The 14,321-nt window shown below is 35.7% G+C and carries 15 protein-coding genes and 1 other annotated feature; of the genes, 14 read left to right on the forward strand and 1 reads right to left on the reverse strand.

What is annotated here, in order from left to right; genetic code table 11:
• The first annotated feature begins 64 nt into the window (after positions 1 to 64).
• From VXM77_RS05840 to VXM77_RS05905, 14 genes are all read left to right on the forward strand, one after another.
• Positions 65 to 232: a hypothetical protein gene (locus VXM77_RS05840; RefSeq protein WP_202618787.1), complete on the forward strand. Its 168-nt coding sequence runs from the start codon at positions 65 to 67 to the stop codon at positions 230 to 232.
• Between the two features lie 121 nt (positions 233 to 353).
• Positions 354 to 557, forward strand: a binding site (T-box leader).
• A gap of 43 nt (positions 558 to 600) precedes the next feature.
• Positions 601 to 3,222, forward strand: a complete 2,622-nt coding sequence (gene alaS / locus VXM77_RS05845) for an alanine--tRNA ligase (protein WP_338507358.1) — start codon at positions 601 to 603, stop codon at positions 3,220 to 3,222.
• A 62-nt stretch (positions 3,223 to 3,284) separates the two neighbouring features.
• Positions 3,285 to 3,554: an IreB family regulatory phosphoprotein gene (locus VXM77_RS05850; RefSeq protein ID WP_317452439.1), complete on the forward strand. Its 270-nt coding sequence runs from the start codon at positions 3,285 to 3,287 to the stop codon at positions 3,552 to 3,554.
• The gene (gene ruvX / locus VXM77_RS05855) at positions 3,551 to 3,982 is read left to right on the forward strand and encodes a Holliday junction resolvase RuvX (RefSeq protein WP_161832519.1); all 432 of its coding nucleotides are present in this window, start codon (positions 3,551 to 3,553) and stop codon (positions 3,980 to 3,982) included. The genes VXM77_RS05850 and ruvX overlap by 4 nt, the downstream gene beginning before the upstream one ends.
• Positions 3,983 to 4,005: 23 nt before the next feature.
• Positions 4,006 to 4,302, forward strand: a complete 297-nt coding sequence (locus VXM77_RS05860; RefSeq protein WP_161832520.1) for a DUF1292 domain-containing protein — start codon at positions 4,006 to 4,008, stop codon at positions 4,300 to 4,302.
• A 70-nt stretch (positions 4,303 to 4,372) separates the two neighbouring features.
• Positions 4,373 to 5,470 carry an endolytic transglycosylase MltG gene (gene mltG, locus VXM77_RS05865; RefSeq protein ID WP_338507361.1) on the forward strand — a complete coding sequence of 366 codons (1,098 nt, stop codon included), beginning with the start codon at positions 4,373 to 4,375 and terminating at the stop codon, positions 5,468 to 5,470.
• Positions 5,471 to 5,483: 13 nt separating this feature from the next.
• Complete coding sequence (locus tag VXM77_RS05870; protein WP_338507363.1) at positions 5,484 to 6,152, forward strand: O-methyltransferase; 669 nt, start codon at positions 5,484 to 5,486, stop codon at positions 6,150 to 6,152.
• A 293-nt stretch (positions 6,153 to 6,445) separates the two neighbouring features.
• A complete protein-coding gene (locus VXM77_RS05875) occupies positions 6,446 to 7,381 on the forward strand; it encodes a peptidase U32 family protein (RefSeq protein ID WP_262953752.1) in 936 nt (311 codons plus the stop codon).
• An 18-nt stretch (positions 7,382 to 7,399) separates the two neighbouring features.
• Positions 7,400 to 8,665 (forward strand): U32 family peptidase, encoded by a 1,266-nt coding sequence (locus VXM77_RS05880; RefSeq protein ID WP_338507366.1) that lies wholly within the window; start codon positions 7,400 to 7,402, stop codon positions 8,663 to 8,665.
• A 233-nt stretch (positions 8,666 to 8,898) separates the two neighbouring features.
• On the forward strand, positions 8,899 to 9,519 hold the full coding sequence (gene udk / locus VXM77_RS05885) for a uridine kinase (protein ID WP_161832525.1): 621 nt from the start codon (positions 8,899 to 8,901) through the stop codon (positions 9,517 to 9,519).
• A 211-nt stretch (positions 9,520 to 9,730) separates the two neighbouring features.
• Entirely contained in the window at positions 9,731 to 10,201 is a 471-nt protein-coding gene (gene greA, locus VXM77_RS05890) for a transcription elongation factor GreA (protein ID WP_161832526.1), read from the forward strand.
• Between the two features lie 59 nt (positions 10,202 to 10,260).
• The gene (mtnN, locus tag VXM77_RS05895; protein ID WP_161832527.1) at positions 10,261 to 10,950 is read left to right on the forward strand and encodes a 5'-methylthioadenosine/S-adenosylhomocysteine nucleosidase; all 690 of its coding nucleotides are present in this window, start codon (positions 10,261 to 10,263) and stop codon (positions 10,948 to 10,950) included.
• Positions 10,951 to 11,060: 110 nt separating this feature from the next.
• Positions 11,061 to 11,642: a nicotinate (nicotinamide) nucleotide adenylyltransferase gene (gene nadD, locus VXM77_RS05900; RefSeq protein ID WP_338507367.1), complete on the forward strand. Its 582-nt coding sequence runs from the start codon at positions 11,061 to 11,063 to the stop codon at positions 11,640 to 11,642.
• 3 nt (positions 11,643 to 11,645) lie between these two features.
• Entirely contained in the window at positions 11,646 to 13,568 is a 1,923-nt protein-coding gene (locus VXM77_RS05905; RefSeq protein ID WP_338507369.1) for an NAD(+) synthase, read from the forward strand.
• A 33-nt stretch (positions 13,569 to 13,601) separates the two neighbouring features.
• Here VXM77_RS05905 and sigK read toward each other — a convergent pair whose 3' ends face one another.
• A complete protein-coding gene (sigK, locus tag VXM77_RS05910; protein WP_161832530.1) occupies positions 13,602 to 14,291 on the reverse strand; it encodes an RNA polymerase sporulation sigma factor SigK in 690 nt (229 codons plus the stop codon).
• Between the last annotated feature and the right edge of the window lie 30 nt (positions 14,292 to 14,321).

Consider the following 14,321-nt stretch of genomic DNA (forward strand, 5'->3'; position numbering starts at 1 on the left):
TATTAACATAAAAAAAATAAAATGAACCAAACTAAAACTATCATGTTGAAGTGAGGTGAATGGTGTGAAAAAAGCAGTTCTACTAGTATTATTTATTTTAGTGTTTATTGTGACAGTAGCTTATCAAGAAGACCCATGTCATTATAAAAAACAATTTCAACGTCAAATGAAAAAGTATCGAAAAAATATTGGATGTTGGCAAGATTACTTTCATGATATGATGCCATTTTAAAAGAACCTCCCTTAGGGGAGGCTCTTTTTAGATTAAATGAAAAACTTTTTGATCGATAGTTATACGAAATATAAAAAAAAGCTTGAAACTCTGACGTAAAATCGATAAAATAGAGTCGAATAACAAAATGTTGATAGAAGAAAGTAGAGATTTGTAATTCCACAGAGAGGGGTTTCTAGGCTGAGATAAACCCTAATGAAAAATACTCGAAAGCTACTTCTTGAGTGTAGGTAAAACCTATCGGTTAGCACCGTTATCGCCTTTAAGTGTTGTTTTTTTCATAAAAACAAAAATAAGGTGGTACCGCGTTCACATCGTCCTTAATTTATAAGGGCTTTTTTTATACTCATTTTAAGAGGTGATAAACGATGAAATATATGACAGGTTCAGAAATTCGCTCAATGTATTTAAATTTCTTTAAATCTAAAGGGCATATGATCGAGCCAGGGGCATCATTAGTTCCGGCAAATGATCCAACTTTATTATGGATTAATAGTGGGGTCGCAGCGTTAAAGAAGTACTTCGATGGGCGTGAAATTCCAAACAACCCACGAATTACAAATGCACAGAAATCAATTCGTACAAATGATATTGAAAATGTAGGGAAAACGGCGCGCCATCATACATTCTTTGAAATGTTGGGAAATTTTTCAATCGGTGATTATTTCCGTGAGGAGGCTGTTACTTGGGGATGGGAATTATTAACTTCTCCAGAATGGTTTGGTTTTGATAAGGATTTACTTTATGTAACGGTGTATCCAAGTGACAAAGAAACGTATGATTTATGGATTAAACTTGGAGTTAAACCAGAACATATCGTGAAATTAGAGTATAATTTCTGGGAAATTGGAGAAGGTCCATGTGGTCCTAATACAGAGATTTTCTTTGATCGTGGTCCAAAATATGATCCAGAAAATATTGGACTCCGTTTATTGGAGGAAGATATTGAAAATGATCGTTACATTGAAATTTGGAATATTGTTTTTTCACAATTTAATTCTAAAGAAGGATTAGATCGTAGTGAGTATCCGTTGCTTCCAAATCAAAATATAGATACCGGGATGGGGCTTGAACGTATGGCTTGCGTCTTACAAGGGGTAGAAACTAATTTCGATACCGATTTATTTATGCCAATTATCAAAAAAACAGAACAAATTTCAGGTGTGAAATACACGAATGAAACGGCTGTTGCTTTTAAAGTTATTGCCGATCATGTAAGAACCGTAACATTTGCGGTGGCTGATGGGGCGTTACTCTCAAACGAAGGAAGAGGTTACGTCTTACGTCGTTTACTTCGCCGCGCTGTTCGTTATGGTAAAAATTTAGGAATTGATCGTGCGTTTATGTATGAGTTAGTCCCTGTTGTAGCGGATATCATGAAAGATTATTATCCATACGTGTTAGATAAAATTGAACTCGTTCAAAAGGTGATTAAGTCTGAAGAGGATCGTTTCCGTCAAACACTTGCTGATGGAGAAAAAATCTTAAATGATTTAATGGCGAAAAGTAAGACAAAAATTATCTCAGGGAAAGATGCCTTTATGCTTTACGATACGTATGGATTCCCGTATGAATTAACATTAGAGTATGCGGAAGAGTCAGGTTTTAGTGTTGATAAAGATGGGTTTGATCAAGAGATGCAGGCTCAACGAGACCGTGCACGTAACGCTCGCGAAGATGTAGCAAGTATGCAATCTCAAAATGAGGCGCTTATGAATTTTAAAACACCATCGACGTTTGTTGGATATGATCAATATACATCAGAAGGTCAAGTGATTTTATTATTAAAAGATGGTGAAGTTGTAGAGTCATTATCGGGACAAGGTCAAGTGATTTTAGATAGCACGCCATTTTACGCAGAAAGTGGAGGGCAGGTAGCTGATAGAGGAACGATGGTATCTCAACAGGCAACGGTAGAAGTGCAAGATGTTATTAAGGCGCCAAATGGTCAACACTTACACACAATAAACGTTGAGGGAATCCTGTCTTTAAATGACCGTGTTAAGTCCTCAATTACAGTGAATGATCGCTTGGCTTTAACGAAAAACCATACAGCGACACATTTATTACATCAAGCATTAAAAGATGTAATTGGTGATCATGTGAATCAAGCGGGGTCATTAGTATCAGCTGGGCGTTTACGTTTTGATTTCACAAATATGCAAGGTCTAACGGCTGAAGAGTTACAACGTATCGAATCCATTGTGAATGAAAAAATTTGGGCTTCACTTCCAGTTCAAGTGTTTGAAAAATCGATTGATGAGGCAAAGGCGATGGGTGCAATGGCCTTATTTAGTGAAAAATATGGAGATGTTGTACGTGTCGTTAAAGCTGGGGAGTATAGCATCGAATTGTGCGGTGGATGTCACGTCACAAATACTTCAGAAATTGGGTTGTTTAAAATTATTTCTGAATCTGGAATTGGTGCCGGAACGCGTCGAATTGAAGCGGTAACCTCTCAAGCGGCGTATGAATATATGAATCACTTTATTACACGATTTACAAACGTATCAGAAACGCTTAAAACGAAACCGGCGCTACTTGAAGAACGAGTTGCGGGAGTTTTAGACGAAGTAAAAGAGCTTCATCGTGAGAATGAATCATTAAAATCTAAATTATCGCATTTAAAAATGAAAGAAATTGTTCATAATACACATGAGGTTAATGGATTAACGGTTTTAACAGCGCAATTAATGGACGTAGATATGAATCATCTTCGTCAAATGGTAGATGAGTTTAAACAACAATTAGACTCAGCTGTTATCGTTTTAGCAAGTGCCTCAGAAGGAAAAGTAGCTATTTCTTGTGGGGTAACGGCAGACTATGTTAAACAAGGTGTCCATGCCGGTAAAATTGTTAAGGAAGTAGCAAGCGTTTGCGGCGGTGGTGGTGGTGGCCGTCCAGATATGGCACAAGCTGGAGCTAAAGATATCACTAAAATTGCAGATGCCTTATTAAGCGTTGACGAATGGTTAAAAAATAACTTATAGTTCTTTTCATCCTCAATGCAATATTGTAAAATAGGATTAAGGACTATTTATGGGTGGTGAATATGATGATCTCAAATCATACGATGATGCTAAATGAGGCACTTGAGGATAAATTAAATCAAAATGAAACAGTTGAGTTAATTTTAGTCGATGTCTTTGAGGCATTAAAAACAAAGGGATATAACCCCATTAATCAAGTGGTTGGATACTTGATTTCAGGAGACCCTGCATATATTTCAAGTTATCAGGGAGCACGTAATAAAATCCAACAAATTGAACGTGATGAAATCTTAGAAGTTTTATTAGAAAAATTTGTTGAAACAAGAAAATGAAAACACTTGGATTAGATTTAGGAACACGTACGTTAGGTATCGCGATTAGTGATGCATTAGGTATGATGGCTCACGGGGTCGAAACGTTCCGTTTTGAAGAGAATCATTATAAAAAAGCAATTTTACACGTTCAACAATTAGTAAAAACACAACATGTTTCAAAAATCGTTTTAGGACTGCCTAAAAACATGAATGGTTCAATCGGAGAGCGCGGTCAGGCGACACAAGAGTTTGCTAAAAAACTTGAGGAGGCAACAAGCGTTCCAGTAATTTTATGGGATGAACGGCTAACGACGATGCAAGTTGAACGCGTATTAATCCAAGCGGATGTAAGTCGTGGGAAACGTAAAAAAGTTGTTGATAAAATGGCTGCAACCATCATTTTACAAAGCTATCTGGATTCAAGCCAGGCACGTTCATTCGTGTAATAATAAAATAAGAGGTGTTAACAATGTTAGATGAAAATCAATTAACAGTTATTGACGAAAACGGAAATGAATTATTATGTGAAATTTTATTTACATTTGATTCAGATGACTATAATAAATCATATGTCGTTTACTACCCAGTAGGGGCAGAGCACGAGGATGCTGATGGAAATGTTGATTTACATGTTTCAGCTTATATTCCAAGTAATAATAACGAAGGTGGAGAATTATTACCTGTAGAAACAGATGCAGAATGGGATATGATTGAAGAAGTAATTAATACATTTTTAGCTGACGAAGAGGCTGAAAGTGCAGAATAATTGATAAAAAGCAGTGTAGGAATGGAGGAGGCCTCCACTCTTACACTGCTTATTTTAGAGGTGAAAATGAATGGGAAAAGCTGTACGTGTTTTTACTTGGGGTGTATGTATCGTTTTAGTGGTTGTCGTTTTATATGGAGGTTACTTATACCAGGCAACCGTTAAACCGTTCAATTCCCAAGATAACACAGTGATTAATTATACAATTGAGCCTGGAACAACAACGAAGAAAGTTAATCGACAGTTAGCAGCGCTTGGGCTGATTAAACATCCGAAAATGGCCGATTTACTTGTACGTCTTCATGATTGGTCTCATATCCAAGCGGGAGAGTATGAATTAACACCATCGATGACGCTTGAGCAAATGTATCAAAAATTCGAAAAAGGGCTCGTCGTCGAACCCGATAGTGTTAAAGTGACAATCCCTGAGGGGTATGATTTAGAATACGTCGCAGCGAATGTATCACCACTGGTTTCCTTGACAGCGGAAGACTTATTAACCGAGTGGAAAAATTCAGAGTATATAAATCAATTGATTAATGATTATTGGTTTTTAACCGAGGATATTTTAAAAGACGGAATAAAATATCCACTTGAGGGGTATATTTATCCGATTACTTACTCATTTTCAAAAGGAGCATATACCGTGGATGAACTAACACGTCAGATGCTTGATGTGACCCAAAAGAAACTGGATCCTATCCGTGAATTATTTGAAACGAGCCCCTTAAGTGTACATGAGGTTATGTCTTTAGCATCCGTTGTTGAGGGGGAGACCCAAAACACAGAGGAAATGCCAATGGTAGCGGGTGTCTTTTTTAATCGGATCAATTCGGGAATGTACTTACAAAGCGATATGACGGTTTTATATGCATTAGATGAACATGCGGTACGAGTGACAGAGGCAATGACACGTGTGCAATCACCGTATAATACATATGTGACGCCAGGTGCACCTATTGGACCGGTGAGCAATCCATCGATTGATGCCGTTAAGGCTGTCTTACAACCGGTAAGTCATTCTTATTTATTCTTTATAGCGGATATGTTTGGTTGTGTGGACGGGAAAACCCATTTCTTTGAAACATATGAGGAACACATGAATTTTTATCGCGCATATCTACTCCCTTCATATGAGGCAGGGACAAATGTATGTCGACAGCAGTAAGGAGAAGAAGGTAATGAATGAACAATTATTACAACTTATGAGTCGTTTTAAGACCATTATTCATGATGATCTTTCAATTGAAATGAAAAAGTACGCTGAGGATCATCACGTACCAATCATTCAGGAACAAGGCCTTGAATTGATGCTTCAATTGTTAAGAATTAAAAATCCGTCAGCTATTTTAGAAATTGGAACGGCCATTGGGTACTCCTCACTTATGATGGCTAGACATTTACCACATACGAAAATTGTTAGTATTGAGCGAGATCCTGTTCGTTATCAAGAAGCAGTGTCTTATCATGAACGCGCGTCTATTGGAAACCAGGTAGTTTTAATCGAGGCAGATGCACTAGAAATTGAAAATAATCAACTTCCTATATTACAATATGATGTGATTTTTATTGATGCGGCTAAAGCGCAGTATCAAAAGTTTTTTGAAAAATATGAACCTTTATTGAAAGAAGATGGAATGATTATTAGCGATAATTTAATCTTCCACGGTCACATTTTTGATAATCAACAAAAGCAAAGTCGAAATTTGAAACAGTTGGTTCGTAAGATTAATAGATACAATGAGTGGTTAGCACAACATGAAGGGTATGATACCTTATTATTACCAATTGGAGATGGCGTTGCCATTAGCATGAAGAAAAACAAAGAAATTTTGAAAGAACACTGCTAGTTTGCGGTGTTTTTTAGTGAATAAGTCAGTATTCTAAACAAAATAAGCCAAAATAAGTGCAAAAAAAAAGTAAGTAGTTTATAATCATAGATATGCATCTCACATTTGTTTTAGAACAAATTTATGTTGAAAAGTAAGATGCGGGAGAAAATTGTGTTCCTAATGATGTGTGATTCATGATGTTAAAAGAAGGAAGGGGTAGAGGTTCTTTTGCCCTTATAATCATCATGAAAGATCTGATATGGAAAACAAAGATGAAGTTGAAAGTTAGTATAATAAAGTGAGTTGATAAGATGAAAAAACCAGAGTTAGTTGTGACGCCTCATCATTTTGATGAGATTGAACCCTTAATCGAAGCCGGTGCGGATGCGTTTATTATCGGTGATGAAAAGTTTGGGTTGCGTTTAGCAGGTTATTTTAATAAAGATGAATTATATGAAGCGGTTCAATTAATTAAACGTCATCATAAAAAGGTTTACGTAGCTATTAATGCGATCATGACCAATGCCCTATTGAAGGAATTGAGAATCTATCTTGAGGAGCTTAAAAAATGGGAGATTGATGCTTTACGCTTTTCGGATCCTGGGGCATATATGCTTGCTAGGGAAATTATGCCTCACATGACACTACACTGGAGTAGTGAAACGCTTGGAACAAACTATTTTACAGTTAATTACTGGTATGACCGTGGAGTAAACCGCACGATTTTAGCACCTGAAATTATGAAGCATTCGGTTATTGAAACTAAAGATCATGCGAAAGGTGAGATTGAAATTTTAGTACATGGTGCTATTTGTATGTTTCAATCGCGACGCCATTTAGTTGGAAATTACTTGAAGTTCCAAGGGCAAATCGTTGAAAAGGTTCAGTCACGTGAGCAAGGGTTGCAACTTTTTGATCCAGAGCGCCAACTATATTATCCGGTATTTGAGGATGGCCAAGGTACACATATTTTCAATGGAAGTGACGTGTGTATGATCGACGACTTGGCTGAGTTTATTGAAGCGGGTGTAGATGCTTTAAGAGTGGACGGAATTTTAAAATCTCGTGAATATTTATTGTCGGTGACACAAGCTTATCGTTTTGCAATCGATTTATTTTGTGAGGACCCAGCAAAATATAACCAAGTGGGACGCGCATTGTATAAAAAAATGGAAGAAATTCAACCGGTATCTCGATTACTTGATCGTGGCTTTTTCTATAAACCGTCAATTTATAAAAATAAATAGAGAGAGGAGTACGTAATTATGGCAAGACAGAAGGTATCAGCCATCGTGGATGGAAAACGTGTGATTGTAAAGAAACCGGAGTTACTCGCGCCAGCAGGTTCCCTTGAAAAGCTTAAGATTGCAGTTGTATATGGGGCCGATGCTGTTTTTATCGGTGGGCGAGAATTCGGACTACGTTCAAACGCTCAAAACTTTTCATTAGAAGAAATTCGTGAGGGCGTAGAATTTGCCAAGCCATATGGAGCTAAAATTTATATTACAACGAATATTATTGCTCATAATGAGAATATGGAGGGGCTAGAAGAGTATTTAACTGCACTTGGAGAAATTGGTGTGGCAGGTATTATTGTAGCGGACCCATTAATTATTGAAACATGTAAACGAGTGGCACCAAATGTTGAGGTTCATTTAAGTACGCAACAATCAACAATGAATGTTATGGCAGTTAAGTTCTGGGAACAGGAAGGACTTCATCGTGTTGTATTAGCTCGTGAAACGACAAAGGAAGAAATTAAAGAGATTGTGGATCAAACAGATGTTGAAATTGAGGCATTTGTTCATGGTGCCATGTGTATAGCTTATTCAGGGCGTTGCACACTATCTAATCATATGACTGCCCGTGATTCTAATCGTGGAGGTTGTTGTCAGTCTTGCCGTTGGGAATACGACCTTGTAAAAAATGAAGGTAATGAGATGACACATTTATTTAATGAGGACGAGATTAAGTTTGCCATGAGTCCAAAAGATTTAAATTTATTACGCTCAGTTCCCGAGATGATCGAGCTAGGGATTGATAGTTTAAAAATTGAAGGGCGTATGAAGTCGATCCATTACGTTGCTACCGTAGTAAGTACTTACCGTAAATTAATTGATTTATACTGTGAAGATCCGGATCATTTTGTGTTTGATGAAGACTTATTAGTGGAACTCTCAAAATGTGCAAATCGCGAAACTGCGCCGGCCTTTTTTGAAGGAATTCCGTCTCATGAGGAGCAAATGTTTAATAATAGAGATGAACATCCAACCCAAGAGTTTATTGGATTAGTCCTTGATTATAATGAACAAACACAAGAAGTTACACTTCAACAGCGAAATCACTTTAAAAAAGGTGAAGTCGTTGAATTTTTCGGTCCTAAAATTAAGACACAGGTTATGACGATTGAAGAATTATTTGATGAACGTGGTGAGGCGTTAGAAGTAGCTAGGCATCCAAAACAAGTGCTAAAATTCAAGGTGCCTTTTAAAGTTTATAAAAACGATATGATGAGAAAACACGTTAAATAATAAAAAAGCCATAGTTAAAAACTATGGCTTTTTGTCAAGATATTCCGAGGATTAAAGACAGAATTCGGTAAAAATATTGTTGAATTTTGAAAAAAGATAGTGTATACTACGTATTTGGAATTGAAAGATGTTGAATAGAAAATACTAAAAAAAAGATAGGATATTTGATTCTCTGATTAGAAAATCGGTCCAATCTTTTTTTAAAAATATTGTTATAAATGAGGTAGAGAAAGATGAATAAACCATTAATTATTGGCGTTGCTGGAGGAACAGCTTCAGGTAAAACAAGTGTTTCACGTATTTTATATGACGCTTTTTCAGATCGCACGATTACATTGTTACGACAAGATGATTATTATAATGATCAAAGTCATATGACCATGGAGGAAAGAATTAAGACAAACTATGATCATCCTCTTTCAATGGACAATGAATTACTTGTCACACATTTAAAAAAGTTAATGCTTGGTTATTCAATTGAGAAACCTGTTTATGATTATACTCAGCATACACGTAGCGACGTGACTGAAAAAATTGATCCAACAAAAATTATTATTGTGGAAGGATTATTTGTTTTAGAAGATGTGAAAATCCGTGAATTATTAGATATCAAAATCTTTGTAGAAAGTGATGATGATATCCGATTTATTCGACGTTTATTAAGAGATACAACAGAACGTGGACGTACGATTGACTCAGTGATTGCTCAATATATAGAATCGGTTAAACCAATGCACCAAGAATTTGTTGAACCTACGAAAAAATATGCGGATATTATTGTACCTGACGGTAAAACTAATGCAGTAGCTTTAGACTTACTAATTACAAAAATCAATAGTATTTTAAGCGCATAGAAAGAATGAAAAAATTATAAACTACTTTTTAAAATTGAAAAAAATAGTATGATTTATCCTTAAAATGGAATAATAAATAAGACATTAACTTAACAATTGTACACCTCAATTTGATTAATGGTATAATATTTACTAAATTATGAAGTTCATGTATAATATATAGTTGAAATAATCAATCTTACTGGTTTCAATTGATTCGGAGGAATTTTTAATGAAAGAAAAACAACAACATTTAACCCTTGAGGGGATTAAAAAGTTTCAAGATGAATTAGATCACCTAACGCAGGTGCGAATGGAAGAAATTAAAGTTAAGTTACAAGAAGCACGTGCTCAAGGGGACCTTTCGGAAAATGCTGAGTATGATGCTGCACGTGAAGAACAAGCAATGGTTTACGAGCGCATTCAAGAATTACAATATATTTTAAAGAATGCCGTTGTTATTGAATCGGATGAAGGAAGCGACGTTATTACGATTGGGTCAACGGTAACATACCGCGATGATGCAACAAAAGAAGAGGTAACATATAAAATCGTAGGTAGTGCAGAGGCCAATCCATTTGATTTAAAAATTTCAAATGAATCACCTATTGCACAAGCATTAATGGGAAAACGTCAAGGTGACACGGCAGTTGTTTCTACACCTAAAGGTGTCTTAACGATTGCAATCGTAAACGTCCGATAAAACCCGAGCTGCCTCAAAGCAGCTCTTTTTTATTAAATTTTAAAAGGTGGTTGAAAATCATGACAATTGCAATTATTGGTGCAATGGAAGAAGAAGTGGCATTATTACGTGATGCAATGGAAGTTGAAGAGGTTAGAACAATTGCTCATGTAGAATTTACAAAAGGAAAATTAAATCATCGTGAGGTTGTATTGTTAAAAAGTGGTATAGGGAAAGTCAATGTCGCCATTGCGACAACATTACTATTTGAACATTATAATATTGATTATGTTATTAATACAGGATCAGCGGGTGGTTTACATGAGGAAGCAAATATAGGAGATGTTGTGATTTCAACAGGCACATTATATCATGATGTAGATGTCACTGGATTTAATTATGCCTATGGGCAGGTCCCGGGAATGCCCGCAATTTATGAATCGAATGTTTCATTAGTGAAAAAAGTGGAATCTATTCTGGATAAAATCGGGAAAAATTATTGGTTAGGAACAATTGGAACAGGTGACTCTTTTATTAATCGTTTAGATCAAATGGAATTGATTAAAAAAAATTGCCCGTCCGTGATTGCAATTGAAATGGAGGCAGCAGCCGTTGCACAAGTTTGCCATCATTATGAAAAACCTTTTATAATTGTTCGTGCGTTATCAGATATTGCCGGAAAAGAATCACATATTTCTTTTAATGAGTTTCTAACAGTAGCTGCGAAAGAATCTTCAGAGATGGTATCTGAACTTGTATCAATGATTTAAATTAGGGGAAACAATCGCATTTAAATGGCGATTGTTTTCTTTTCGGTTCCTTGGATGAAAAATAATATTTGGTTCATAATAAAGTGAAGTGAAAAGAGGAGTGATAATTAATGATTGTTGTTTTTGGCGGATCCTTTAATCCTCCCACCATCGCACATTATGAAATAGCAATGCACATTTTAAAACAAAACTTCTGTAAAAAATTCTATTTTTTACCGGTGGGGGACGATTATCCTAAAAGAGGGTTAATTACGGCAAAGCATCGAGTTGCGATGTTAGAATTGTTGTGTGAAAAATTACCACAGGCTTCTGTATCTTTAATCGAAGTTCAGTCGGAAAAAGTGTTGACGACCTATGAAACATTAAGTCAACTACAAAAAAAATATCCAGAAGAGGAGATTGCCTTTATTATCGGTGCAGATAATTTAAAAGATTTACCGAACTGGTTTCAGTATGAACAACTTATGAAAACATTTAAATTAATTGTCTTTAAACGTGATGATATTGAGGTAAATCAACTGATTAGTAATCAATTCCCATCTTTTAAAGACCGTTTTATAGTTCTAGATGCTTTTCATCAACGTGATATCTCATCAACTATGTATCGAGAAAACCCTAATCGTACCGATTTAGTATTGGAATCAGTCGACGATTATATTAAAAGACATCAATTATATGGAAGAGGTGAATAATTCATGTTTTATCATGGATTTTTAAAAGTGGCGACTTCATCGCCGAAAGTTTCAGTAGGAGATCCGATGGCAAATGTAGATGTGATGTTAAGGGCGTTACAAGTAGCCCAAGATCACCAAGCAGGAATTTTAGTATTTCCGGAGCTATCTATTTGCGGATATACTTGCCAAGACTTATTATTTCAAGAATATTTATTGCAAGATGTTAAAACGGCCATTGAACACTTATTAATAAATAATCCGTTTGAAGGGGTGTGCGCTGTCGGGGCACCAATTTCAATTCATAGAAATTTATATAACTGTGCTATTGTCATCCAAAAGGATAAGATTTTAGGAGTTATTCCAAAGTTTTATCTTCCAAATGACATGGAATTTTATGAAGAGCGTTGGTTTACACGCGGGTATGAAATCGTTAAACATTATGATGAAATCGAGTTTTTAGGTCGTAAAGTTCCATTTGGATCACTTATTTTTGATCATCATCAATCAGGAATTTCATTTGGTGTAGAAATTTGTCAAGATTTATGGGTTCCCTCATCTCCAAGTCAACGTTTAGCGTTGAATGGAGCAGACGTTATTTTAAATTTATCAACGAGTAATGAGGTTTACTTAAAAAGTAAAACTCGTAAAGATTTAGTTCGTATTCAAAGTTTAAAACTTGCTGCAGGTTATATTTATTGTTCATCTGGGGTGTACGAGTCAACGACGGACGGGGTCTTTGGTGGCCATAGTTTAATTTCCCAGAATGGAACATTATTAGCTGAATCAGACATGTTTTCACGCGAGGATTTAAATGTTATGTTTGCTGATTTAGATATTTCTAATATTCAGTTTGATCGTCGTCGCTCGTCTTCTTTTAGACAAAGTGCAGAAGATAATATGGATTATATAAAGCACATTCCATTTAATCTTGTTGAAAATAAACACTATAAATTTGAACAAACCATTGATCCCACTCCATTTGTTCCAAAAAATGATTTAAAAGATGCATTTGAAGAGATGATGAATATTCAAATGGCAGGATTAGCTAAACGAATTGAGCACACTAAATTGGATAAAGTTTTAATTGGTGTATCTGGTGGGTTAGACTCAACTCTGGCTTTATTATTGGCGGCTAAAACATTTGACCTCCTTGAGATACCACGTAAAAATATTATGGCTTATACTATTAGAGGATTCGGAACATCTCAACGAACAAATCAAAATGCTAACCAATTAATGAAAGTGTTAGGAGTTACACATCATGATATTGATTTAAGGGAATCTGTCCTATCTCATTTTGAAACGATTGGTCATGATCCTAAAGAAATTGATATTACTTACGAAAATGCACAGGCTCGCGAACGGACTAATATTTTAATGAATTTAGCGAATAAAATGAATGGTTTAGTTTTAGGAACGGGAAATATGTCCGAATTAGCCTTAGGATGGTGTACTTATAATGGAGACCAAATGTCTATGTATGCAATTAATGCAGGGATTCCTAAAACACTAGTCAAGTTTATGGTTAAACAGTTTATGTGCCTTCAATCAGAGGAATTAACAATGAATGAAGAAGATGCAAAATTATTGCAAGAAACATTGGCCGATGTGTTAGATACTCCGATTTCACCGGAATTAATTGACACGCCACAACATACGGAAGAGATTATTGGTAAATATGAAATTCATGACTTTATTTTATATCATATGCTTAATAACGGGGATACAGAAGATCGTATTTATCTCTTAATGAAAGAAGCATTTAAAGACGAGTTCTCTGAAGAAAAATTATTAGAATATTTACAGATTTTCTATCGTCGTTTTTACTCTCAACAATTTAAACGTTCAGCTATGCCGGACGGACCTAAAGTATTAGATATTTCTCTTTCTCCACGGACGGATTGGCGTATGCCATCAGATGCAGACTATCGTCGTCGACTATAGGAAAAAGGGGATACTTATCCCCTTTTCCCGTCTTTAGTTTTTAATAAATTCACGGTACAGTTTTAAAAGTGCGCGCTTTTCAATTCGTGAAACATAACTTCGGGAAATTCCGTAGGAGTTAGCAATTTCCTGTTGTGTTTCTTCTTGATGATGGCCAAGGCCAAATCTTCGAACAATTATATCTCGTTCACGTTCGGTAAGTTGATCTAAGTTTTTTTCGATTTTTTCCAAATCCATTTGTTGAATGACAACGTCATTAATACTCATACCATTATCTTTGACAACGTCAATGAGACAAATTTCGTTTCCTTCTTTATCAAAACCAATCGGGTCATATAATGAAACATCGTTTCTTGATTTCTTGGATGAACGAAATAGCATTAGAATCTCATTATCAATGCAACGTGCAGCATAAGTGGCTAATTTTGTTCCTTTATCAGGTGAATAGGAGTCAATGGCTTTAATAAGACCAATGGTACCAATAGAAATAAGGTCTTCTTTATCATCGTTTTGATTTTGATACTTTTTAACAATGTGAGCTACTAGTCTTAAGTTATGTTCGATTAACTTCTCACGTGCCTCTTTGTCTCCGTTAGCCATTTGTTCAAGATAATATTTTTCCTCCTCAGCTGTTAATGGGCTAGGAAAGGCCTGGTTATTAATCGCACCAACTAATGGTACAAGGTTTGAGAAGAGTGAGGCGATAAATTGAAACAAAAACATAAGCAAGAACCTCCCTCGTGGATTGACTTA

It is taken from the genome of Turicibacter sp. KK003, assembly GCF_037014675.1.
Classification (GTDB): domain Bacteria; phylum Bacillota_I; class Bacilli_A; order MOL361; family Turicibacteraceae; genus Turicibacter; species Turicibacter faecis.